Below are 23,513 nucleotides of genomic sequence, written 5' to 3'. Positions count from 1 at the left end.
TTAGGGCAGATTACTCAGCCTTAGTATCATCCTTTTTTTCATCCTTTTTGTCAGATTTTTCTGACGCAGGAGTATTCTGCAGCTTTACGAGTTTTTCTATAATATTGCGGTTATCAAGCAAATCGCTGAGCGACTGATTGTAGTGAACGCGTGTAATTACGTTTGCAAAAAGTCCGCTTACGTTTGTGTTGATAAACCATTCGCGCTTCAAAAGCTCTTCGTGGTAAACTGCGTTAGTACCGATGATGCGGTAGAAGAGTCCTTCTTCATAAGCCTTATCAAAAAGCTCAATTGCATTACCAGTAAAGAATGGAAGAGAAATAGCACAGATAACTTTTGTAGCTCCCTGCTCTTTCAAGAATCCCATAGCCTTAAGCAAAGTACCACCAGTTCCAAGCATATCATCAGCAAGGAAGGCAACCTTACCTTTTACGTCACCCAAAAGCTTAACAGACTTGATGTTAGTTTCGTTAGCATTCTGAGTTACGATAGAATAATCGCGCTCCTTGTAAATCATAGCCAGAGGCAGTTTCAAACCAGAAGCGTAGAATTTATTTCGGTCAATAGCACCAGTATCAGGCGAAACAATAACCAGATCCTCTTTCTTACCGCTCAAGTCAACGATTTTTCCAAGTTCACGGATAATCTGATAACTTGCGTGAAGGTTTTCAAGATTGATTTTTGAGAAAGCGTTTACAATTTCGCGAGAGTGAATATCGAGAGTAATAATGCGGGTAACGCCCAGAAGCTCATACATGTGGCCAAGCATAGATGCAGTAAGTCCTTCGCGGCCCTTCTTCTTATGCTGACGGCTGTAAGGATAAGACGGTACAACAAGAGTGATTTTTTCAGCTCCTGCCTGACGTACTGCGTCAATTGTAACAAGCAGAGACATTACGTGGTCATTTACAGAAAGCACTGCTTTGTTTTTTCCGCCATTGAGTGTCAGAACTTCGTGATTTTCAACATCCTGGAAGATAAATACATCTTTTCCGCGGATAGTTTCAAGAAGTTCAGTCTTGAACTCACCATTTGCAAAATAAGTAAACCGAGCATTTACCTTGAATACAGGCGGACGGTACTTATCTGTAGCTCCTCTTATGCACAAATCACTTGTCTGCACATCGTTATGCAGGTTGATATTGCTCACAAGCTCTTCTTTAGTTAGCTCATAACGCTTAGATATAACATCGTTCTTCAAAGTGAAGCGGTGTTTATACATGTGTTTGAGGTGCGTTATGACTTCATCGGCGAAAGCTTCGCCACCAGGACAGGCAACAATCGCAAGACTTGTTGGTTCCGAATAAGGCATTTCAAGACCCCTTTATAATTTAGATATGAAAACTATACCAAATCTTGCGGTTTTTTACAACATTTGCGCCAGTCCTAACACCTACTCGCCTTCCGGGCTCCACTACGTTCGGTCTTACAGACAATGGTATTATAAATATATTAATTAAAAATTGCTCCCGGTCACGAAGCATGGTTCAAAACCGCACGATATCGCGCTACACGCTGATTGTTGCAAAGAAACTATAATACTGACCGCTTTCGCGGTCACAACAATCAGAGTGTTTTTGAACCACGCTTCGCTCCCTTGCGCAAATTTCCCCTTCAACTTTATAATACCATTGTCTGCAAGACTGGCTTCGCCACCCTCTACGCTCGGGCGTTATGCCATTTAAAATTAAAAAGGCTGCCCTCCCAAGCTTGAGAACAGCCTCATTATTCATCTTACAAAATTATCTATTTGTTCAGCAATTTTGCCAAATCTTCTGCTGTGAAGTGGAAGAACTCAGCAACTTTCTTAGCAGGACCAGAAGTACCAAAGTTATCAAGACAGAAGCAGTTCTCTTTTGAAGTGAACTGGAGCCATTCCATAGAAATACCGGCTTCTGTACAAACAACGCGTTTTGGATTTCCCATAATCTTGTCCTGTTCAGCCTTAGAAAGTCCTTCGAACTTCTTCAAATCTGGAACAGAAACTACGCGGATAGCTTTTCCGCTTACAAGCTTAGCAGCATCCAAAGCCATGTTTACTTCAGAACCGCTTGCAAGGATTGTAATATCTGGGTTTGCGCTTCCTTCCTGTACAACGTAAGCACCCTTTTCTGCCATATTCTTCTTCCAGTTCTTATCAGCTTTTTCGTAAACTGCAAGAGCCTGGCGTGTAAATGCCATACAAACCGGGTGATCTTTAGAAGCATAAGCCATATTCCATGCTTCCATAGATTCTTCAGGGTCACCAGGGCGGATTGCCTGAACACCAGGAATAGCGCGCAAAGAAGTCATAGTTTCAATTGGCTGGTGTGTAGGACCATCTTCACCTACGTAGATTGAATCGTGTGTGAATACATAAATTACAGGCTGCTTCATCAAAGAAACAACGCGGAGTGATGGGCGGAGGTAATCAGCGAATACAAGGAATGTAGCACAGAATGGACGGAGACCGCCGTGCAAAGAAATACCAGCACAAACAGCAGACATTGCAAACTCGCGGATACCGTATTCAATTGTACGGCCAGCGCGGTTAGCAGGGCTGAAAGTTCCGTTGTCAGTTGCCTTGAATGCAGTCTTGTTTGGTCCCATAAGGTCAGCAGAACCACCAACAAGGTTAGCAAAGCGGGCAGCAATTACGTTCAATGCTTTTCCAGAAGCATCACGTGTAGCGCAAGCGTCGCCTACCTTATATTCAACATCTTTTACAGATGCGTCTGTTACGCTGTCAGAATGGTAAGCATCCCAGAGCTTCTTGAGTTCAGGATTTTCTTTTGCCCAAGCGTCAAATTCAGCATTCCAGTCAGCTTCTGCTTTTGCAAATGCAGCTTTTTTATCTTCAAAATATTTGTAAGCTTCAGGAAGAACGTAGAAGTCTTTGTCTGTTGGAAGACCAAGAACTTTCTTTGCTTCAACAATTCCTTCAGCTCCAAGAGGTGCTCCGTGAACATCAGCTGTTCCCTGTTTTGGAGCGCTCTTTCCAATTACAGACTTGAGCATAATCAAAGAAGGTTTGTCTGAGCATTTTTTAGCTTCTGCAACAAGTTTTGCAATGCCTTCTACATCATACATATCACCTTTCAAAACCTGCCAGCCGTAAGCTTCGTAGCGTTTTGCAATATCATCAGTGAAAGTAATGTCTGTATTACCATCAATAGAAATCTTATTCTGATCGTAGAATACGATAAGTTTACCAAGTTTAAGGTTACCAGCCAAAGAACAAGCTTCAGATGCAACACCTTCCTGCAAACATCCTTCACCCACCAGAGAGTATGTATAGTGGTCTACGATTGTGTGTTTTGCAGTATTGAACTTAGCAGCAAGCATAGATTCTGCTACTGCCATACCAACAGCCATAGAAACGCCCTGTCCAAGAGGACCACCAGTACATTCTACGCCGTCTGTATCACCAAATTCAGGATGTCCAGGACATTTAGAACCAACCTGACGGAAGTTCTTGATATCATCCATGCTTACTTTGTAACCAGCAAGATGAAGAATGCTGTAAAGAAGCATTGAACCATGACCTGCAGAAAGTACAAAGCGGTCGCGGTCAGCCCATTTTGAATCAGCAGGGTTGTGCTTCAAAACTTCACCGTACAATACAGCTGCAAGTTCTGCAGCTCCCAAAGGAAGTCCTGGATGTCCAGAATTAGCCTTCTGAATTGCGTCCATAGACAAGCTGCGGATTGATGTTGCCACAGCTTCAATAGTTTTTTTGTCCATATATCACCTCTAAAAAAATGCCGATTAAATTTTTTTTCCTAAGCTACTCCGCGGATAATTGCCGCAAGTCTTTCTTCACCGGTTTTTCTTTCCAGCGCAAGTTTAAATTTAGAATTATTAAAAAGCCCTGCAAGTTTTGAAAGCACTGAAAGATGTGTCTGTGTACTTGCTGCAAGCAGAACAAACATTACAGAAACAGGTCTTCCGTCGATAGCCTTCATATCAATAGGATTTTTAAGATAAACAACACAGATTGCTTCGGAATCTTCAGAATTCAAAACAGGAGTTCTTGTGTGAGGAAGTGCAATTCCATTTCCTACAGCAGTTGTCAAAACCTGTTCACGTTCACAAAGCGATTTATAAACTACTTCAGGGTCAGTTCCCGCCGGAAGTTTTACCAGTTTTGTAATTTTTGAATAAACTTCCTGTGGATTTTTTCCTTCAAGCTCAAAAACTCCACCACGGTGTATCATGTCTGCAATATCAACAGCTGCACCCATACTTTTTTCTCCTACTCTACTAATCCGAATCCTTTATATTTATTACTTTCCAGCGCCGCTTTCAGCGTATATACAATATCCTCAAACGTTTCTTCCATACCATTAAGAGAAAGTGCAACATCATCAATTGGAAATTGTTCGCGCAAGACAAGATTTTCAACATCTTCTAATAAATGAACCACATGACTGAAAAGCTGCGATAAAATTACAAGCTCCTGCTGGGGAAAATCCGACACAGAAACATTTGAACCTGCAATATCGCAGATAAGTTCATTTACGTTTGAAAAAAGCTTTAGCATCCGCTTTCGGATTGGTGCGATTCCAAAATCCGAAAACTGGTTATAATCTTTTTCTATTATATCATGGCGTTTTTCCATGTTCAACATGAGCAGATTTCTCTCTTCAGGATTGAGATGAAGGCTACCCGGAAAAACCTCTGCAACCAGGTCAGAAATCTGGCGCTTTTTCTTTGCCTTAAGATTATCCCAGATAAAATCTTCAAGAAAGGCATCCACAACCTGAGGAGTAAAAGTAATGCTCATTTCAGAAAGAAGAAGGTCGTTGGAAATTGACTGATTCCACTTTCCAATGTAAGGAACATCTTCCCCTGTACGCCAGATTCTGGTTTCTACCCCGTAAGGAGAAAAACCGATTTTTGTCGTATGCTTTAAAAACTCTTCAGAAGAACCGCAGTTTTTTATACAAAGCTCTTCCTGATGTTCCAGATACAAAAAGGCCAGTTGTTCTTCTATAGAACCAGCAGGACCGTTTTTATCAAAGCTCTGTAAAAGTCCGTTTTCAAAATCAGTGTACCAGTTTTCACGCTCTATCGAAGCAGAAGAAATAATCATTTCCTCCTGAGAGCCCGGTAAAACCGACATTTCTACAATACTTTCTGCCCAGTCTACTACGCGGCAAAGGATTCTGTCTCCGAATTTTATGCCCCCTTTACCCGCAATTTTTTTCAGCGGCCAGGAAGTAAGGGTAATTTCTGTCGGCAGGGAATATTGAACAGAAGAAAGCGAAACGTCCTTATTTGCCTTATCATTTACAACATAGGGAATTACGTAGCCTTCACCAAAAAGTGCAAAGGTATCAAGGGCAAAATTCATTGTAAAAGTTGCATTTTCTTTTTCAATAATTTTGGAGTTTACATAAACCTGAATTTCATCCGGCGGAATTTCGGGATTTACAAAAGGCATACAGCGGTGCCCCAGAATAATCTGTCCCTTATCAATTTCTTCCTTACTCGGCTTAAAAGAGAACCAGCGGCCTTCAAAAACGCCTGCACGGGTAACATACTGGTTATTTATCAGAGGAAATACTAAATCTGAAGAATGAAGCAGCGTATGAATTTCTGTTTTAGTTGCCTTTATGCCGTTTGATTTTAAATAATGATAAAAATCGTCAACAGTAAAAACATCACACTGAGAACAGAGATAAGAATTTATAATTTGTGTGTAATTAAAATCAATCATTGTCGCCGTGTATTATACAAGGCAAACGGATTAATAACAATTACACTCAAAAAAATTTTAAATCACGCGGATATCTATAATTTCTGCATTTGATTCAGCAAGAATTGACTTCATTGAATCAATGGAAATATCTGTTGCCTTTACAGTTACCCGTCTGGTTCCCTGCTTTTCAGATTCGCGGGTTACAATTGCAATTACATTACCTTTTGCTTCTGCAACCTTTGCCGCAAAACCTGCAAGCTGGCCAGGCTTATCCTGCATGTAGAAATTTGCGCGAACTCCCTTGTAGCGGGCACCGAACATATTTGTAAAGAGCTGGAAGAGGTCACTTTCTGTAACAATTCCAACTACAACATCATTTTCAACAACCGGTACACAACCGATTTCATTATCGATCATCAGTCTTGCTGCTTCTTCGACAACCTCATTTTCGCTTACGGTAAGCACCTTTTTAGTCATGCACTTTCCGCAGGTCAATTTAGAAAGCAGATAGCTGATTTCGTACATATCAAGCGTTGTTGCTTCAGAAGGAGAAGCCTTTGCAATATCATTTTTTGTGATAATTCCAACCAGTTTTTTTGAGCTGTTCAAAACCGGCAGTTTTCCAAAACCGTTTTTCAACATTAACTGTTTTGCTTCTGTTATAGGTGTATTTTCCTCAACACAAACAGGATTTTTTGTCATCACGTCTTTAATAATCATATAGGCCTCCTAATTCTTGCAGACGCAGCGCTAACCACCAAGGTAAGCACTCTTAACGGCAGGATCAGAAATCAAATCCTGAGCATTACCGCTTTTTGTAATTTCTCCTGTTTCTAGTATATACCCTCTATTGGCAATTGACAAAGCTTTAAATGCATTCTGCTCAACTAAAAGAATAGTTGTACCGGCCTGATTGATTTTCTGAACAATATTAAAGATTTCATCAACAAAAATTGGAGCAAGACCCATACTAGGCTCGTCCAGAAGCAGAAGCTGAGGCTGTGCCATAAGGGCGCGTCCCATTGCCAGCATCTGAAGTTCACCACCGGACAAGGTTCCCGCACTCTGGCGGATTCGTTCCTTAAGACGAGGAAAGTATTCAAAAACCATTTCCTGATCGCGGGCAATCTGCTCCTTGTCGTTACGCAAAAAAGCGCCCAGCTCAAGATTTTCTTTTACAGAAAGATTTAAGAAAATGCGGCGTCCTTCCGGAACCTGAATAAGATTGCGGGTTACGATTTTATCGGCAGCAAGATTTGTAATGTCTTCGCCGTTAAAAGTGATTGTTCCGCTCTGCTTTTTAATAAGGTTGGAAATAGAATGAAGGGTTGTTGTTTTTCCAGCACCGTTACTTCCAATCAGGGTGATGATTTCACCTTTTTCTACATTAAAAGAAATATTTTTCAAGGCACGAATCGAGCCGTAATTTACACTTAAGTTTTCTACTTTTAACATGCTCCAGCCTCCGATCCAAGATATGCCTTGATAACATCCGGGTTCGACTTAATCTCCGCCGGACTTCCTTCCGCAATAATACGGCCGTAGTTCAAAACCATAATGCGTTCGCAGATGTTCATTACAAACTTCATGTCGTGCTCAATCAAAAGAACAGTAAGCTTAAACTCCTTTCTGATAAGCTCAATCATCTGGCGCAGCTCTTCAGTTTCCTGAGGGTTCATTCCGGCAGCCGGTTCATCAAGCAAAAGAAGCTTTGGATTAGAAGCAAGCGCACGGGCAATTTCAAGCTTGCGCTGCTCACCGTAAGGAAGATTTTTTGCAAGCTCATTTTTCTTTTCGCTGAGCTTCAAAATTGCAAGAAGCTGATCTACCTTCTGATCCATAAGCTGTTCGTCGCGGCGGAAACGAGGCAGACGAAGAAGCACGTCAAAAGGATTTACGATTCTCTGATTATGAAGGGCAATGCGGACATTATCAGCAACTGTCTGACTGTTAAAGAGGCGGATATTCTGGAAGGTTCGCGCAACACCCATCTTATTAAGCTGGGCTGGAGATTTTTTATTTGTAACCCGAACCTTGCCGTTTCTGTCCCAGAAAGTAATCTGACCGCTTGTAGGAGTATAAACTCCGCTCAGCATATTAAATACAGTAGTTTTACCAGCCCCGTTAGGACCAATCAAACCAATTAATTCGCCTTCCTTAAGATCGCAGGAAAAATTAGCAACCGCAGTAAGACCACCAAATACAATAGAAATATCTGCCGCCTGGAGAACTGATTTTCTTTCTTCACTCATTATTTTGCCTCCCCTGCACTTTTCTTTGAAAATACTTTCTTTAATCCGCCGGCCTTAATCCAGTCAACAAAGCCCACAAAAGAGAATTCCTTAAAGCCAAGAAGTCCCTGAGGGCGGAAAAGCATTACGATAATCAAAATTACAGGATAAATCAAAAGTCTGAAGTTCTTTAAGAAACGGAGGAATTCCTGCAGATAAGTCAAAACAAAGGCTGCAAGAACTGAACCGGTTGTAGAACCCATACCGCCAAGAACAACATAAATCAGATAGTTGATGGAGTTGTTGAAAGAAGCCTGTTCAGGTTTTACAAAGCCGATTAAAGAAACGTAAAGGCCGCCGCCGATTCCAGCTACAAAAGAAGCAATAACAAAACCAATCATTTTGTATTTGAAAATCGGAATGCCCGAGCTGTTTGCAGCAATTTCATCATCACGAACCGCAAGAATTGCACGGCCGTATGTCGAGCGGATAAAGTTCTGAATCAAAACAATCAGTAAAATCAGCGTTCCTATAATACAGAAGAAGGCAAGATTAGCGTCAAAAGCCATCATAGTTGTAAACTGCTTACCGTTTGGACCACCTGTAAGAGCCTTAAGGTTTACTAAAACTACGCGGATAATTTCACCAAAGCCTAAAGTTACGATTGCAAGATAGTCGCCGTCCAGCTTCAAAGTTGGAAAGCCGATTAAAAATCCAAAGAAGGCTGTAATCAAAGCTGCAATAATAATACTTACGCTAAGAGGAAGACCTGCAACCTCATTCAACATAATTGTAGAATAACAGCCGATAGCCATAAATCCAGCCTGACCAAGCGAAAGCTGACCTGTAATACCACAGATAATATTTACGCTCAAAGCCATAATGGCATTAATACCGCCCAGGTTGATAATCTGAGCTGTATAAGCGTCCATAATTTCAAACTTAATTAAAACAGACGGAATAAAAAGTGCCGCAAATGCAAAGCAGGCAAGAATTATTGTGCTTCTAACAAACTTATTTTTCATACCCCGCCCCCTTATACCTTTACAGTTCTCTTAGAACCAAACAAACCGGTTGGTTTTACAAGAAGAATAACAATCAGAATTGCAAAAGAAATTGCATCTGCATACTGGGAAGAAATAAATCCCTTAGTCAAAGTTTCTGCAATTCCAAGAATTACACCACCAACCATAGCACCAGGAATAGAACCAATACCGCCAAGAACGGCAGCAACAAAGGCCTTAAGACCAGGCATATAACCCATCATCGGATCAATCTGAGGGTAAGCAGTTGCATAAAGAACACCGCCCGCACCAGCAAGAACCGAACCAATAACAAAGGTAATTGCAATAGTTTTATTTACGCTAATACCCATAAGGCTTGAAGCACCCATATCAAAAGAAACGGCGCGCATAGCCTTACCGGTTTTTGTGTAATTTACAAGAATATTAAGGGCAACCATCAGCACTGCAGAAGAAATAATTACAATCAGCTGAAGGTTAGAAATAGAAACCACTCCCAAAGAGTAGTTCAAAAGTGGCATTGTAGGATACTGACGAGGGTTAGGACCAACAAAAGGAAGAACACGCATAACGTTCTGCAAAATAAGTTCAACCGCAATCGCAGTAATCAAAGAATTCAAGCGAGGGGCATTACGAAGCGGACGATAGGCAAAACGTTCAATAACAAGAGAAAAAAGTCCGCAGAAAATCATGGCAGCAAGGAATGCACAGGTCATACCAGCCACGTTAGCACCCATAGCACGCAAAACAAAATAGCCGGCATAAGCACCCAGCATCATAACATCACCATGTGCAAAGTTGATAAGCTTTACAATACCATAAACCATTGTGTAGCCCAAAGCGATAAGGGCATAAATACTTCCAAGTGATAAGCCGTTGATTAACTGCTGTAAAAACATACTAGCTCCGTCCAACGTTATCCTCCATCATAAAACGATTTTACAAAAAAAATGCGGAATGCCTGGTTCAAACTCGGACACCACTGCCTTCCGCTCACTTTTTAAGTGTATAAAATTCACTTTTTCATGTCAATGAAGAAATTAAGTATTTTTAAATATTAATAGAAGATATGGGATAGGAGTGTGGGTGGGAGGGGACGCCTCCTCCAGCTAACTCTTTCTTTTTTCAATTATCCGTCCTATAATTTTAATATGAAACTTACTTTCTTAGGCACAGGCACAAGTCATGGAATTCCGGTAATAGGCTGCGACTGCAAGGTTTGCAAATCAAGCGACCCGCACGACAGACGCTACCGCTGTTCAGCTTACGTTATCACAGATGGCGGAAAGCACCTTCTGATTGACTGCGGCCCCGAATTCCGCCTGCAGGCCCTGGAAAATAATATACGCGAAGTTGATGCAGTTCTACTTACCCACTCACACGCCGACCACCTGCACGGCCTCGATGACCTCCGCATTTTTTCAACAGCTTTTTCTCACAAGGTCACAAATCCAAAAGCCATTGAACAGATGAAAAAGCCGCCTATCCCGATTTATACAAATCAAAACACCCTCAGGGATGTAGAAGTCCGCTTTGACTATGTTTTCCGTACCCACAAGCAGGGTGGCGGAGTTGCAAAAATCCAGCTCTTCGCCCCGGAAAGTACTTTTGATTACGGCGATATAAAAATCACCCCAATCCCTATGATGCACGGAAGTCTCCCTGTTACAGGCTGGCTTCTTACAGAAAGTAACGACAAGGGCGAAAAAAAATCCATCGCCTATCTTACAGATTTAAATTATATAGAAGATTCTTCACTTGAACTGATAAATAAAAATTGTGGAAAACTTGAACACCTGATAATTGACGGTCTTCGCGTAAAGGAACATTCTACCCACTTCACGATTCTTCAGGCCATGCAGTGCGCCGCAAAAATCCCCGCAGAACACGTCTGGATGACTCATATTACCCACGAAAACAGCCACGAAGAAATTATCAAATATATAAATGAACAGCTTCCAAATGTGCCGGCTCTTGAAAAATGCAAGTCTGTTTTGCCGGCTTATGACAGACTCACAATTGAAACATAAACAGGGCGTTAAAATAAAAAACCGCCCTTGATTCAGGACGGCTTTCAAAGCGTTTGTAATAGACACAAATTCAAACTATTTGTTTTCTACCTGAGCTTCTTTTGGAACTCTTACTTTCTTTGTAACAAAACCAGCATTCAAGCAGTTCATGCAGATTTTGATTGTGCGTACAGTTCCGTTTCCAAGGTCAGCTCTGATAGTATGAAGATTTGGTCTCCAAGTTCTGCGTGTATGGTTATAAGATTTACTTACTTTATTTCCAGACATAACGCCTTTTCCGCAAACATCACACATTCTAGACATAATCTATTTCCTTCCTTACAATGAAATTCAGATTAAAAAGTAGTTTAAAAAATATATAGAAAATAGAAAATAAAGTCAACCATAGCAAACCTTATTTACCATATTGTGCCTCAATTTCCCTAATCTGGTCGCGGATAGCTGCAGCCTGCTCGTATTCCATTCTGTCGGCACAATCGCTCATCTGTTTTGTCAAAGCCTTAATCAGTTTTTTACGCTCTCCAGGATTAAAGAGGTTCGCAGATTTTTTAAGCACTTCTACATTCATGCGGGCATCTTCGTCGGCATCAGTTTTTTCGTGAACAAGAATATCCTGAACCGCCTTTTTGATTGTCTTAGGCGTAATTCCGTGTTCCTTGTTGTAAGCCATCTGAACTTCGCGGCGATGGGCGGTTTCCTTGATTGCGGCTTCCATGGCAGGACTTTTGTGGTCAGCATACATCACAACCTTACCTTCCGCATTTCGAGCCGCACGCCCGATTATCTGAATCAGAGAAGTTTCCGAGCGCAAAAATCCGATTTTATCGGCATCCAGAATTGCGATAAAGCTGACTTCCGGCAGGTCGATTCCCTCTCGCAAAAGGTTAATTCCAATCAGAACGTCAATTTCACCCTCGCGAAGGCTCTTCAAAATCTCAACACGTTCAAAAGTGTCAATTTCAGAATGAATATATTTTACCTTTAAATCAAGCTCAGTAAGATAATCCGTCAAATCCTCCGCCATCTTTTTAGTCAGAGTCAGAACAAGGCTGCGCTCCTGGCGGGCAATACGGTCTTTAATCTCCCGGTAAATATCTTCCATCTGACCTTCGCTAGGCCGCACTTCAATTTCCGGGTCAAGAAGACCTGTCGGGCGGATAAGCTGCTCAACAACCTGAGTACTCTGCTTAATTTCATCCGGACGCGGAGTTGCGGTAACGTAAATCACCTGATTTATTTTTTTATCAAACTCTTCTTTTTTAAGCGGGCGGTTATCAAGGGCACTCGGCAGGCGGAAACCAAAATCAATAAGATTCTGCTTGCGGCTGCGGTCGCCTTCGTACATGGCACCAATCTGAGGAACAGAAACGTGAGCCTCGTCAATCATGCACAAAAAGTCATCCGGGAAGTAATGCAAAAGGGTTGCAGGCGGCTGTCCGCGGCTTCGGCCGGAAATAGGGCCCGAATAATTTTCGATTCCCGGGCAGGTTCCCATTTCCTTAAGCATTTCAATATCGTAAGTTGTTCGGGTTTTAAGGCGCTCGGCTTCCAGCATTTTGCCGGACGCCCTGAACTCTTCAACCCGCTCTTCCATTTCCTTCTGGATTCTGTCACAGGATTCAAGCAGCTTATCATGAGGCACAACAAAGTGCTTTGCCGGGTAAAAAACCGTTTCATCAAGCTCTTCCAAGACGCTGCGGTTCAACACGTCAAAACGGCGGATTTTCACAACTTCGTCCCAGTCAAGCTCAATGCGGTAGGCGGCGTCAGTTTCCATGTAAGGCGGAAAAACTTCGATAACGTCACCCTTAATGCGGAAGTTGCCCCGGTCAAGTACATCATCATTTCTCGAATACTGCAGGGAAATCAGCTGTTCGGCAAACTTCTTTGTATTCAGAACCTGCCCCTTTTCCACGTGAACGCGCATTTCCTTATACAAATCCGGCATACCAAGACCGTAAATGCAGGAAACAGTGGCAACAACAATTACATCCCGGCGCTCCATAAGGCTGTAGGTGGCACTCAGACGCAGCTGGTCAATTTCCTTGTTGATATCGCAGTCTTTTTCTATATAAAGGTCACGCGCCGCAACGTAAGCTTCTGGCTGGTAGTAGTCGTAGTAAGAAACAAAATATTCAACCGCATTATTAGGAAAGAAAGATTTGAACTCGCGGTAAAGCTGGGCAGAAAGAGTTTTGTTGTGACTCAAAATCAAAGTCGGCCGCTGAACCTTTTCAATGATTTTTGCCATGGTAAAGGTTTTTCCAGAGCCCGTAACGCCCTTAAGGGTCTGATACTTATCACCCCGCAAAAATCCTTCAGAAAGCTTTTCTATCGCCTGCCCCTGATCCCCGCTTGGTTCAAAAGGCGAAACAACCTCAAATCGTCGCATTTAATCTCCTGTTGCCGTCGTAATTTTCTGAACAATAACAGTCTTCGTCACGGCAACATCAGCAGTCTGCAAGCATCCTGCTGACATTATAATCAAAATTACAACTTTATTCGCAAACTCTCATTACGTCTTCCCCGACGCACAACCACCGTAATCACATCTCCCGGTCTTTTACTCTCCAGCGCCGAATAATAATCAGCCAGAGTCTTCACATCAACATCATCAATTTTTGTAATAATATCGCCGCCCAGATAAATCACGCTGCTTCGGTTTCCATAGTAAGCCGCTTCAGAACCGCCCCTAAGTCCGGCAGCCTCAGCATTTCCGCCTTTAGTAACTTCCGAAACAAGCATACCAGTCGCAATATCAAGGCCCGCATACTGGGCAATACGACGGCTGTTCTGAACAAGCCGAGCCGCAATAGTTCCCCGGTTTACCTTTCCGTATTTAATCAAATCCGCAACAACGCGCACCGCAGTCTCGCTAGGCACCGCAAAACCAACCCCGCTTGAACTTCCCGAAGAAGACATAATCATCGTGTTGATTCCTATCATGCGTCCGTTAGTATCCAGCAAAGGCCCGCCCGAGTTTCCCGGGTTAATCGAAGCATCCGTCTGAATCATATTGCGGATAATTCTGTTATTGGAATTCTGAATAGGTCGTCCCAGCCCCGAAACAATTCCGGTCGTCATCGTACGTTCCATACCAAAAGGGTTACCAATCGCAATCACCTTCTGCCCAACCTTAAGCGCCGTAGAATCCCCAAAAGAAATCGTCTTCAGTTCCATTCCGCTTGGCGGCGTAAACTTAATCACCGCAAGGTCGCTGTCCAGATCCTGACCAACCACCTCCGCCTCATACTGAGTGCCGTCAAAAAGCGAAACATAAATCTTAGTCGCCCCCTGAATCACGTGCACGTTAGTCAGAATATAGCCGCGTTTATCAATAATCGAGCCCGACCCGGAACCACCGTCCTGCACATAAGGCTCCAGAAACCAGTCGTAACTCGTCACCTTAGTATTAATGTTCACAACCGCTTCGTTACAGGCAGCATAAACACCAATATTCTGCTGCTCATCCTGGGTATAGTTAGCGCCTCCCGTAGAAACAGGGATGATTACCGCCGGATTCTGCTCCAGCCCGTCAATCAGCTCATTACCCTGCTGACTTCCTTCCGCACTTGAAATCTGTCCATCGGGATTTATCTTCTCATTAACAGCGCCAGTCTCGTCCCGGTCTGCAGCCCCTGCTTCATCTTTTGCAAAAGACCGTCTTCCAGTAAAAGTTGAAACACCAAAAACCAAAACCGCCGTCAAAGCGCAGAATTTAAAAACCTGTGAACCCGAATACAATTTCATAGAAGTAAATTTAATAAATAGAAATGAATAAAGCAACCGTATTATAAATAAAAACAAATTAAAAAATGGCTTCCGGTCGCGGGACTTGGGACAAAACCGCGCAATAATGCGCTACACGTTGTTTGTGGCAAAGTAACTATTTGACCGGTCGCTCCCGCAACCTCCACAAACAAAGTGTTTTTGCCCCAAATCCCGCTCCCTCACGCCATTTTTTTTACAATTATTTTCACTCTAAATTTATAAAATACCTTTGCCCGTAATGCGCCTTTACAAAAATAGTATGCTCCTGAACTTCAAAGCCTTCTTTTTCGAGCCTGAGCTGGTAAAAGCCCGGAGTCAAATCATAAATTGTAAGGTTTGTCCGGCCCTGGTAAGTTCCGTTCAAAAAAACATTTACATCAGGCTGATTTGCAAAAATCTCAAGAACCGATTTATGACCTTCAATTTCATACATACGTTCCGGCTCTACAGTTTCCTGCGCAGGCAAGGACGCCCCACAAAAAGCCGTCATTACCAGAATCACAAAAAGAAAAAAATGTCTCTTTTTCAAAAGCCTGATTTTCATACACTAATTTTACCCCTCTAGTCATTATGAAACAAGATATCATGCTCCATAAAACTGCAGTAATTATCGCAGCTGACAATAATATGATCCAGAATTGCAATTCCCATAATTTCAGAAGCCTGTAAAAGAGTCCGGGTCGCCGCAATATCCTCGTCAGAAGGCGTACAATCCCCCGAAGGATGGTTGTGACACAAAACAAGAGCCGTCGCATTATCCTTTATAGCCTCAGAAAAAATCTCACGCGGATGAATCAAAGAACGGTTCAAAGTTCCCACACTCACCACGTGAATCCCGATAATCTGATAACCGCCATCCAGAGTAATCATCAGAAAATGTTCCTTATTGCTGACCGCATAATTCCGCACAAAAGGCACAATATCACTTGGGCAGGCAATCTTCTTTTTAAGATGCCCGTTCCGCCTCTTCCCAAGTTCCAGCGCCGCCGCCACCGCCAGTGCCTTTCCCGCACCAATTCCCCTCACCGCCATCAGATTTTTTACCACCTGATCAGGGTTACTTGCATCCAGAACCTCCCGTATTTTACGAGCCATAATTTCCACCGGCAGCTCTTTAGTGCCAGTTCCCAAAATCAGCATAAGAAGTTCCTCATCATAAGGATAAGACATTCCGTGCTCTAAAGCTTTTTCCCGCACGTCAGGATTATTTTTTATCAGCATTTTCATATATATACACTCCCTCAGATTTAACGTTTTTGACAAAAATTCCGAAAAATTTATTATGAAAAATGCAAAAATTTTACTTTTTTTACTTTACCCCTGATTTCCCTTCTTTTTTATTCCTGTAAATCGATTCCCCGGGAGCCTCAGCCTCTGTATGAACTTTCAAGAAATTTAAATGATAAAGGACAGATGAGTGCCGGCCAGCTTGCAAGTCTTTTTATTGCCCACAATCCTGAGGCCGATTACCAGGAAATAAAGGATTTTGCCCAGCTTTACATTGATGAAGCCGGAATGGAAGGAATTAATTCTGATATTGCTTTTTCTCAGATGTGCCTTGAAACAGGCTTTTTGCGCTTTGGAAATCTTGTGCAGCCGGAATGGCATAACTACTGCGGACTTGGCGCTCTTGGTCCTGAACAGCCTGGCGAACGTTTTGAAACAAAAGAAATTGGAGTCCGCGCCCATATCCAGCACCTTCAGGCCTATTCCACAACAGAAGAGGTTAAATTAAAAAACGAGCTTGTTGATCCCCGCTATAACTGGGTTCACAAAACCAAGCTCGTTACTGATATTTTCGGACTTACCGGCACCTGGGCCACCGACCCCAACTACGCCGCCAAAATTGAACGGCTGCTGCAGGAATTGGAAAGACAATATTAATTTAAGCAATATAATTTTAACTACAACCGGCTCCCGGTCGTGTAGCGTGGTTCAAAACCGCGCGATATCGCGCTACACGCTGATTGTTGCAAAGAAACCATCAGACTGACCGCTTTCGCGGTCACAACAATCAGAGTGTTTTTGAACCACGCTACACTCCCTCGCGCCAGTTACAGTTTATAATAAATATTATCCTATTGTAGTTCCAAAATATTCGTTATCGTTCAAAATCTTTTTAATATTTTCAATATCCTTTCCGCCCGCACAAATAACCTTCATACCAAGTTCGCTTGCTTTTTTAGAAGCAATCGGGTCGAAAGGACAGTTCTTTCCAGGAGTCCATTCATCGCCAACCATCTTGCGGAATTCTTCCCAGCTGATAGTATCAAGAGGCTTAGCATCTGGATTTTTGCGAGGGTCATCAGTATAAACCTTATCAATATTAGAAAGATTTACGATTGTCTTTGCATCAAATTTTTCACCAAGGTAAACAGCATCTGTATCTGTAGAAAATCCTGGTTTCCAGCCGCTTGCAACAAGCACCTGACCGTCAAACTTCAAAGCGGGATCAGTAGGATTATAAACAACATCGTTTTTGCAGTAATCGCCAAAGCTTGCCTTCAAAAGCTGAGCATTAATGCGGGTTGCCATAATTCCAATCCAGTCAGCAGCATTTGCATCAAAGTTAGCGCCAGTTTTTTCGCAAACTTCCTTGTATCCGTTCTGATATACACGTGCAGGAGCTCCGCCACCAGCAACCAGAATCAAACGACGGCTCTTATCTTCCTTGAGCCATTCTGTACACATAGAAATAAACTTTCCCAAAAACTCAGTATCCGGCTTATCCGGAACAATAATTGAACCACCAACACTTAAAATTTTAGTCATAAAAAAATCTCCTTACAATTGAATATTTTCCTAGCGGAGGCTAATTGCCGCCCCCGCTGTCCCCTGCTAAGAGGAAAACGCCTTCGGTTTTGCTAATACACACCCTTTACAACCGGCGTGCTCCAATACGAGCTGTATTTACTTACATTACTTGTCGCTTCTTCCCAGATAGACTGCAAGGCAAAACTTCTAGGCTGCTGAACAATCTTATTATCCACGCTGAAAGGCTTAAGCTCATTCAAACCGCGGCTGAAAAGAACACGGTGCGAATCAAGATTACCAAAATAATATTCCTTAGGCAGAATCTCAATATCACCCCAGCTTTTATATTCTAAACCCGCACCCAGCGAAACATCAACCGGAACCCAGCCGAAATTTTCCAGATAAAATTCGTTCCACCAGTGAGGCTGAGTCGTCAAATCCTGTCCGATTAAGACTCCCGCATCCATCAAACACGGAATACCGCTTGCACGAAGTAAAGCTGTATAAATTACAGCAAAATCATAAGCATCACCGCGTTTTTTAGAAACCAGGTCTTTCGGGTCAGCTCCGCCCTTCCTCATCTTCTTCAGAAGAGTAAAGTTTGAAATCATATACTCATAAATCAGTTTTGCCTTTTTATAAGCATTCTTTTCTTTTCCCGTAATCTGACTAGCAAGGGCAATTACATCAGCATTTTTTGCCGGAATCAAAGAATCAGCAGCAGTTCCAAGATCATAAAGAGGACGTGAATCAGCTTTAGAATAATTTCCAGCCCGTTCAGCAATCACATTTGTATTAATTTCATAAACAGGAAGAACAAAAGTATAATTCATCACATTTTTGATTGTGCTGGACTTTGTCTTTGTAATCTGATGAATAATATCATGCTGATACTTCATCAAAGAAGGAATCGGAGTTACCTCAATTGTTTCAACTCTAGGCTGGGCAGCTGTTTCAAAAGGAATAGGAGCCCGCAAAGTCAAGGTTGAAAGACCGTCACAGACAACATCAGCCACATCAGCAGAATAAGTCAAAAGATAAATCTTCTTGTTGATAAAGGTTTTTGCACCCGCACTTTCGCTTATAGTAAGCTCCATAGGCTCAGAACGCTGTTTGCCGGTATCAACCATAACAACGCCGCTAAAAGCACCGTCGGGCACAATCACGCTTATTTCCGTATTAGACCAGGAAATATAATCAAACTCATCCTCGTTAGCGCAAACCATATTTTCTGTAAAATAAGAAATATTCTTTACATTAGAGTCACGAAGGCGGCGGTTATAATCAATTGTAAAAAGCACCCGGGAATTATTGCGGGCATCACCAAAATTGTTTCCGTAAATTGTAAGCAGGTCGCCAACATTCACCTTAAGTGAAGAAAGTTTCAATATTACAGGGCGGCTTATCTGCTTTACAGTCGTAACAGGAACAGGAATATCAACCTCATTGGCAAAAAGCGAAGGATTTGAACGCATATCCTTAATTCCTACATAAACCAGACCATCTTTTACGTTAGAAGGAAGAACCAGCTTAATACTGCTGTCTGTCCAGGAAATATAAGAGCTGGCAGTCATACGGGTACCCGCAATTTCAACATAACTCATATCACGGGTAGCGCCAAAATTCTTTCCGTTGATTACAATAACATCACCCGGAGAACCTACCGGCGGCACGATAGAATCAATCTGAGGAATCCGTCTTGTAGTAAAACTGATAAAATAAAAAGAAAAAAGAATTATAGAAATAAAAAGCACCGCTACCAGCACACGCAGCAGCGGAGATTTACGCAGAAAATAACTTGTTTTTTTGGAAGAGTCCACTAAAATCTACCCGACATTACTTCGGCAGGCAGCTGGATTTCTGCAGTAACAGGAACAGAGTTCATACCCGGCAAAGTAATTTTAATTGAGATTGTCTCGTTTTCATCAAAATCAGGACGAAGAACTTCAACCCCTTTCATTATTTTACCAGGATTAGCATTTGCGCTTACATTCTGAATCTGGGCTTGAGCATTTCTTCCGCCGTGACCATGCGACGACAAAACTGACTCATTAATATTACCCGAAATCACCATATCATTTCCACTGTTAAAGGAAACATTGTTTGCAGCCGGAGTAAAGGATGTAGCTGTAGAAGCATTCTGTCCCAAAGCAGAAAGCTGAGTAGAAGCAATAGAAGAAGAGCCGGCAGCAGGAGCGTTACCCGCACGCAGAGGAAGCACTACAGCAAGAATAGCCGCAGCAGCAAGACCACTGACTGCATAAGTAATAGTTCGGAAATTAACTTTTGATTCCGATTTTTTACCGGTATTTTTAGCATAACTCATTTTAATCATGAGCCGCTCGTAAGATTTATCTAAAAAGTCGGCAGAAGGGTTAAGCGAATCAGCATCAGATGCCAGAAGCGCGCGCAAACCACGAAGTTTTTCCAGTTCCGCCTTGCACTTTGGGCATGAAGCAATATGAGACTCATACTCTGCCTTATAAATTTCCGGCAGTTCCTTATCCAAATAAACAGAATGAATATCTTTACTCGGGCAAAAAGACATTTTCCTCTCCTATTAATTTAATAAGTTGCTCCCTGGCCCTGAAAATTCTTACCTTTACATTGCCTTCTGTAATTCCAAGCACACGCCCAATTTCCTTGTAGTTCAACTCAGTGTACTCACGCAGAATTACAACTTCCTGCAAATGCTCAGGCAGCTTTTTCAAAGCCTCCCTTGCCTTATCAACAGATTCTTTTTTCAGAAGGTCAGTTTCACCAGATTCAGACTTGCGGTGGTCTTCATACAAAGCCTTTTCGTAAGCCTTACGTTCCCGCTCCTTGCGTTTAACGTAGTTCAATGCCGCATTTTTACTAACCCTGATAAGCCAGTATTTTGCGTCATTAATTGAAGGAAAGACAATTGCCTTTTCATTAGCCTTGATTAAAGAATCATGAGCTAAATCCTCGGCCGCTTCCTCGTCATTCACAATCCGGTAGCAGATTTTAAAAAGCATCATCATAGAAGCATCATAAATCTTTTTAAAATCCACAGGATTTCCGGCATTAAGCGGAGTATTATCTGTCTGACTTTCTACTGCATTATAAAACACGGAAATCCCCTAAAAGTTACATGCCGATTTCAATTTTTTTTGAAATTGCATGATTGCATTATTAAAACAAAAAAATCCAAACGATGGTTACATAATTTTGGCGCATCCCTGTCGGGTCGCTACGTTACGCCCTTCGCTACCGCTCATACGACGCAAGCTAACGCTTGCTTACGTACTTCGGGGCTTCACATCGCTTGCGCATCTACCCATTATCGGTGCCACACAGCTCCATTCGGGCCGTCTACGATAGTAATTCCTCTTGCACTCAGCTGATTACGAATCTCATCTGCGCGGGCAAAATCCTTATTCTTCTTTGCTGCAGTTCTTTCTGCAACCAGAGAGTTTATCTCTTCTGCTTCAGGGTCACCTGCGTGGTCATCCGCAGCCGGAGTAGAATTAATTTTCTGCTGTTTTTCAAGAACGTCAAAGGCATTCTTAATTACATCAAGGCTCAAAACTGCATCCATCTTCAAAATTGAAGCCAAAGCGTCACTTGCCTTTACGCCACCCTTAGCCTGAGCTTCCTTCTGAATTGCAGCCATAGCAACAGGAGTTGCAAGATCGTTTTCCAAGCCCTGCTTAAACTTTTCAAAGTTTTCGCTGTCGTAATTTATTTTTCCAAGGACTTCTGCAAAGTTTTCTTTTGTGAGTCCAAGTTTTTCTTCATCATTTGCGCGGGCAATCAATTTTGCAACGCGGGCATTCAAAGCAGCACGTCCGTTCTTAGCCGACTCAAGCGCATCCAGAGAGAAAATCAGCTGCTTTCTGTAGTGACCGCCCAAAAGGAAGAAGCGGTAATCAAGAGGTTCAAAACCCTTGTCTTTCAAACTGAAGCCCTTTTCTGCCGGAAGAGAAGTCTGCAGGGTAATAAAGTGCCCGCTGGACTTACTCATCTTTCCGCCTTCAAGAATAAGGAATTCGTTGTGCAGCCAGTATTTTACCCAAGGTCCCTGGGCTGCTTCTTCTGGAGTAAAGCTTCCTTCACTCTGGGCAATTTCGTTTGTATGGTGAACAGGCACGTGGTCAATTCCACCTGTGTGAATATCAATGTGCTTTCCAAGATATTTCATGCTCATTGCAGAACATTCAATATGCCATCCAGGATATCCGCGTCCCCAAGGGCTGTCCCAGGTCATAGCCTGATCTTCAAACTTTGAATTTGTAAACCAGAGTACAAAGTCGCCTGGATTGCGCTTGTTTTCATCAACAACTACAACCTTACGTTTTCCAGCTCCAGCTTTGAGCTCATCAAGGTTGAGGTTAGCAAGCTTTCCGTAATCCGGGTAAGTAGAAATATCAAAATAAAGGTTTCCGCCTGCCATATAGGTGTGACCGTTTGCTTCAATCTTTTTAATCAGCTCAATCATTTCCTGAATGTGCTCAGTTGCCTTACAGATTACGTCCGGGTGACGGATATTCAAAGCATCAATATCCTTCATAAAAGCGTCTGTATAAAAACGCGCAACTTCCAGAACCGACTGATGACGTTCCTCAGCAGATTTTTTCATCTTGTCCTCGCCGTCATCACCGTCGCCGGTCAAATGTCCAACGTCTGTAATATTCATTACGTGCTTGATGTCATAACCAAGCAAAGTCAAAGTCTTATCAAGAATGTCCAGAAAAACGTAAGCGCGAAGATTTCCAATATGCGCATAATTGTAAACTGTAGGACCGCAGCCATAAAAACCAACGTGGCCTTCAGTAATAGGATGGAATTCCTCCATCTTGCGTCCCATAGTGTTATACAATCTTAAACTCATTTTTTACCTCTAAATTACTCTATTATACCTAAAATCCAAGCTCTGGGCAAACGCATTGCATTATTTAAAGAAAACTGGCGCGAGGGAGCAAAGTGGGAGCCATTTTTTTAGATAAATCTTTTATGCGTTTGCCCTGAATCAGTTTTTTCATTAAAATTAAAATATGGAAGACTTTTCAAGCTTTGTTGAATACATAAAAAATCACGATAACTTTAAGGGCACAATCACAGAAAACGAACCTCTGGCTCAAAAATCCACTTTTAAGATTGGAGCCAATGCCCGCGTTTTTGTTGCCCCAACCGATTATTATTCCTTCCAGCTTACCCTGCGCCGCATTCTTGCACAAAAGCTTCCATTTTTTATTGTAGGCGGCGCTTCAAACCTTGTTTTCCCGGATGAGGATTTTAAAGGCGTAATTCTTTCTTCCCGCAACTTCAGTGACGCAATGATTTTCCCAAAAGGCGACCTGCCGGAAGATTTTGAACCATACGACTTCCAGAAAGACGATGTTCTAGTTACCTGTTTTTCCGGAACTCCAATGGCCCAGCTTGTAGATTTTTGTATTAAAAATGATTTAAGCGGAGCAGAAGAATTTGCAGGTCTTCCTGGAACCGTAGGCGGGGCCGCTTTTATGAATGCCCGCTGCTTTGAAAAATCCATTTCCGACCTGATTTTTTATTACACCTGGATGGATTATTCTGACCCGGACATTCCCCTTCATCATGACCGCATAAACTTGCAGGACTGGGATTATAAAAAATCACCCTTCCAGAACAACAAGCGTTTTGTAACAACAGTAACCTTCCTCTTAAAGCGTCTTCATGGTGATGCCAAAATGCAAATTGCAAAAAGAAGCCGCAGATATACTCTTGAACGTCTGGAAAAAGGACACTTCAAATATCCAAGCGCAGGGTCAGTTTTTAAAAACAACCACGACTTTGGTGCCCCTAGCGGAAAACTTATAGACGAATGCGGCTTAAAAGGCAGTCAGATTGGCGGCGCCCAAATTGCCCCTTTCCACGGAAACTTTATCATCAATGTTGAAAATGCTCGTGCTGCCGACGTAAAGGCTCTTGTAGAGCTCGCTCAGGAAAAAGTAAAGGAAAAGTTCGGCTTCCAGCTGGAAACAGAAATTATTTTCCTGTAAAAAATATTTTTTATCCTCCG

The 23,513-nt window shown here is 42.4% G+C and carries 22 protein-coding genes; 3 read left to right on the top strand and 19 right to left on the bottom strand.

Annotated features, from left to right (window positions below; all coding sequences use genetic code 11):
* Positions 1-10 precede the first annotated feature (10 nt).
* The 9 genes from prs to MSI_RS03785 all read right to left on the bottom strand — a co-directional run bounded on the left by prs (position 11) and on the right by MSI_RS03785 (position 9,835).
* Positions 11-1,312, bottom strand: coding sequence for a ribose-phosphate diphosphokinase (gene prs / locus MSI_RS03825; protein ID WP_009103901.1), 1,302 nt, complete (start codon positions 1,310-1,312; stop codon positions 11-13).
* Between the two features lie 434 nt (positions 1,313-1,746).
* Positions 1,747-3,723 carry a transketolase gene (gene tkt, locus MSI_RS03820; protein WP_009103900.1) on the bottom strand — a complete coding sequence of 659 codons (1,977 nt, stop codon included), beginning with the start codon at positions 3,721-3,723 and terminating at the stop codon, positions 1,747-1,749.
* Between the two features lie 38 nt (positions 3,724-3,761).
* Positions 3,762-4,223 (bottom strand): PTS sugar transporter subunit IIA, encoded by a 462-nt coding sequence (locus MSI_RS03815; RefSeq protein WP_009103899.1) that lies wholly within the window; start codon positions 4,221-4,223, stop codon positions 3,762-3,764.
* 11 nt (positions 4,224-4,234) lie between these two features.
* Positions 4,235-5,701, bottom strand: coding sequence for a hypothetical protein (locus MSI_RS03810; RefSeq protein ID WP_009103898.1), 1,467 nt, complete (start codon positions 5,699-5,701; stop codon positions 4,235-4,237).
* Between the two features lie 57 nt (positions 5,702-5,758).
* Complete coding sequence (locus tag MSI_RS03805; protein WP_009103897.1) at positions 5,759-6,403, bottom strand: CBS domain-containing protein; 645 nt, start codon at positions 6,401-6,403, stop codon at positions 5,759-5,761.
* 30 nt (positions 6,404-6,433) lie between these two features.
* The gene (locus MSI_RS03800; RefSeq protein ID WP_009103896.1) at positions 6,434-7,138 is read right to left on the bottom strand and encodes an ABC transporter ATP-binding protein; all 705 of its coding nucleotides are present in this window, start codon (positions 7,136-7,138) and stop codon (positions 6,434-6,436) included.
* Positions 7,132-7,935, bottom strand: a complete 804-nt coding sequence (locus MSI_RS03795) for an ABC transporter ATP-binding protein (protein WP_009103895.1) — start codon at positions 7,933-7,935, stop codon at positions 7,132-7,134. The genes MSI_RS03800 and MSI_RS03795 overlap by 7 nt, the downstream gene beginning before the upstream one ends.
* Positions 7,935-8,939: a branched-chain amino acid ABC transporter permease gene (locus MSI_RS03790; protein WP_009103894.1), complete on the bottom strand. Its 1,005-nt coding sequence runs from the start codon at positions 8,937-8,939 to the stop codon at positions 7,935-7,937. Before MSI_RS03790 ends, MSI_RS03795 begins: the two co-directional genes overlap by 1 nt.
* Positions 8,940-8,950: 11 nt before the next feature.
* Positions 8,951-9,835: a branched-chain amino acid ABC transporter permease gene (locus MSI_RS03785; protein ID WP_009103893.1), complete on the bottom strand. Its 885-nt coding sequence runs from the start codon at positions 9,833-9,835 to the stop codon at positions 8,951-8,953.
* 252 nt (positions 9,836-10,087) lie between these two features.
* Between MSI_RS03785 and MSI_RS03780 the strand changes: the two genes are divergently transcribed.
* Positions 10,088-10,966: an MBL fold metallo-hydrolase gene (locus MSI_RS03780; protein WP_050983895.1), complete on the top strand. Its 879-nt coding sequence runs from the start codon at positions 10,088-10,090 to the stop codon at positions 10,964-10,966.
* Between the two features lie 75 nt (positions 10,967-11,041).
* Here the strand turns inward: MSI_RS03780 and rpmB are convergent, their stop codons facing one another.
* From rpmB to radC, 5 genes are all read right to left on the bottom strand, one after another.
* Positions 11,042-11,269, bottom strand: coding sequence for a 50S ribosomal protein L28 (gene rpmB / locus MSI_RS03775; RefSeq protein WP_009103891.1), 228 nt, complete (start codon positions 11,267-11,269; stop codon positions 11,042-11,044).
* A gap of 91 nt (positions 11,270-11,360) precedes the next feature.
* Positions 11,361-13,358, bottom strand: a complete 1,998-nt coding sequence (gene uvrB / locus MSI_RS03770; protein WP_009103889.1) for an excinuclease ABC subunit UvrB — start codon at positions 13,356-13,358, stop codon at positions 11,361-11,363.
* A 98-nt stretch (positions 13,359-13,456) separates the two neighbouring features.
* On the bottom strand, positions 13,457-14,716 hold the full coding sequence (locus tag MSI_RS03765) for a S1C family serine protease (RefSeq protein WP_009103887.1): 1,260 nt from the start codon (positions 14,714-14,716) through the stop codon (positions 13,457-13,459).
* Between the two features lie 226 nt (positions 14,717-14,942).
* Positions 14,943-15,281, bottom strand: coding sequence for a PEGA domain-containing protein (locus MSI_RS03760; RefSeq protein ID WP_009103885.1), 339 nt, complete (start codon positions 15,279-15,281; stop codon positions 14,943-14,945).
* A gap of 17 nt (positions 15,282-15,298) precedes the next feature.
* Positions 15,299-15,964: a DNA repair protein RadC gene (gene radC / locus MSI_RS03755; protein WP_009103883.1), complete on the bottom strand. Its 666-nt coding sequence runs from the start codon at positions 15,962-15,964 to the stop codon at positions 15,299-15,301.
* A gap of 186 nt (positions 15,965-16,150) precedes the next feature.
* Here radC and MSI_RS03750 point away from each other — a divergent pair, with 186 nt between their 5' ends.
* Positions 16,151-16,621 (top strand): glucosaminidase domain-containing protein, encoded by a 471-nt coding sequence (locus tag MSI_RS03750; protein ID WP_009103880.1) that lies wholly within the window; start codon positions 16,151-16,153, stop codon positions 16,619-16,621.
* Between the two features lie 189 nt (positions 16,622-16,810).
* Here the strand turns inward: MSI_RS03750 and pyrH are convergent, their stop codons facing one another.
* The 5 genes from pyrH to cysS form a co-directional block, all read right to left on the bottom strand.
* Positions 16,811-17,509, bottom strand: a complete 699-nt coding sequence (gene pyrH / locus MSI_RS03745; protein ID WP_009103877.1) for a UMP kinase — start codon at positions 17,507-17,509, stop codon at positions 16,811-16,813.
* 92 nt (positions 17,510-17,601) lie between these two features.
* Positions 17,602-19,311 (bottom strand): transglutaminase domain-containing protein, encoded by a 1,710-nt coding sequence (locus MSI_RS03740; RefSeq protein WP_009103875.1) that lies wholly within the window; start codon positions 19,309-19,311, stop codon positions 17,602-17,604.
* Entirely contained in the window at positions 19,311-20,039 is a 729-nt protein-coding gene (locus MSI_RS03735) for an anti-sigma factor (protein WP_009103873.1), read from the bottom strand. Before MSI_RS03735 ends, MSI_RS03740 begins: the two co-directional genes overlap by 1 nt.
* Positions 20,020-20,586 carry an RNA polymerase sigma factor gene (locus MSI_RS03730; RefSeq protein ID WP_009103871.1) on the bottom strand — a complete coding sequence of 189 codons (567 nt, stop codon included), beginning with the start codon at positions 20,584-20,586 and terminating at the stop codon, positions 20,020-20,022. Before MSI_RS03730 ends, MSI_RS03735 begins: the two co-directional genes overlap by 20 nt.
* Positions 20,587-20,795: 209 nt before the next feature.
* Positions 20,796-22,346 (bottom strand): cysteine--tRNA ligase, encoded by a 1,551-nt coding sequence (gene cysS, locus MSI_RS03725; RefSeq protein WP_009103869.1) that lies wholly within the window; start codon positions 22,344-22,346, stop codon positions 20,796-20,798.
* 163 nt (positions 22,347-22,509) lie between these two features.
* Between cysS and murB the strand changes: the two genes are divergently transcribed.
* Complete coding sequence (gene murB / locus MSI_RS03720) at positions 22,510-23,493, top strand: UDP-N-acetylmuramate dehydrogenase (RefSeq protein WP_009103867.1); 984 nt, start codon at positions 22,510-22,512, stop codon at positions 23,491-23,493.
* The last annotated feature ends 20 nt before the right edge of the window (positions 23,494-23,513 follow it).

This window comes from Treponema sp. JC4 (genome assembly GCF_000260795.1).
GTDB lineage: Bacteria > Spirochaetota > Spirochaetia > Treponematales > Treponemataceae > Treponema_D.
The sequence above is the reverse complement of the archived record's forward strand: the minus strand, read 5'-3'. Positions and strand labels throughout refer to the sequence as shown.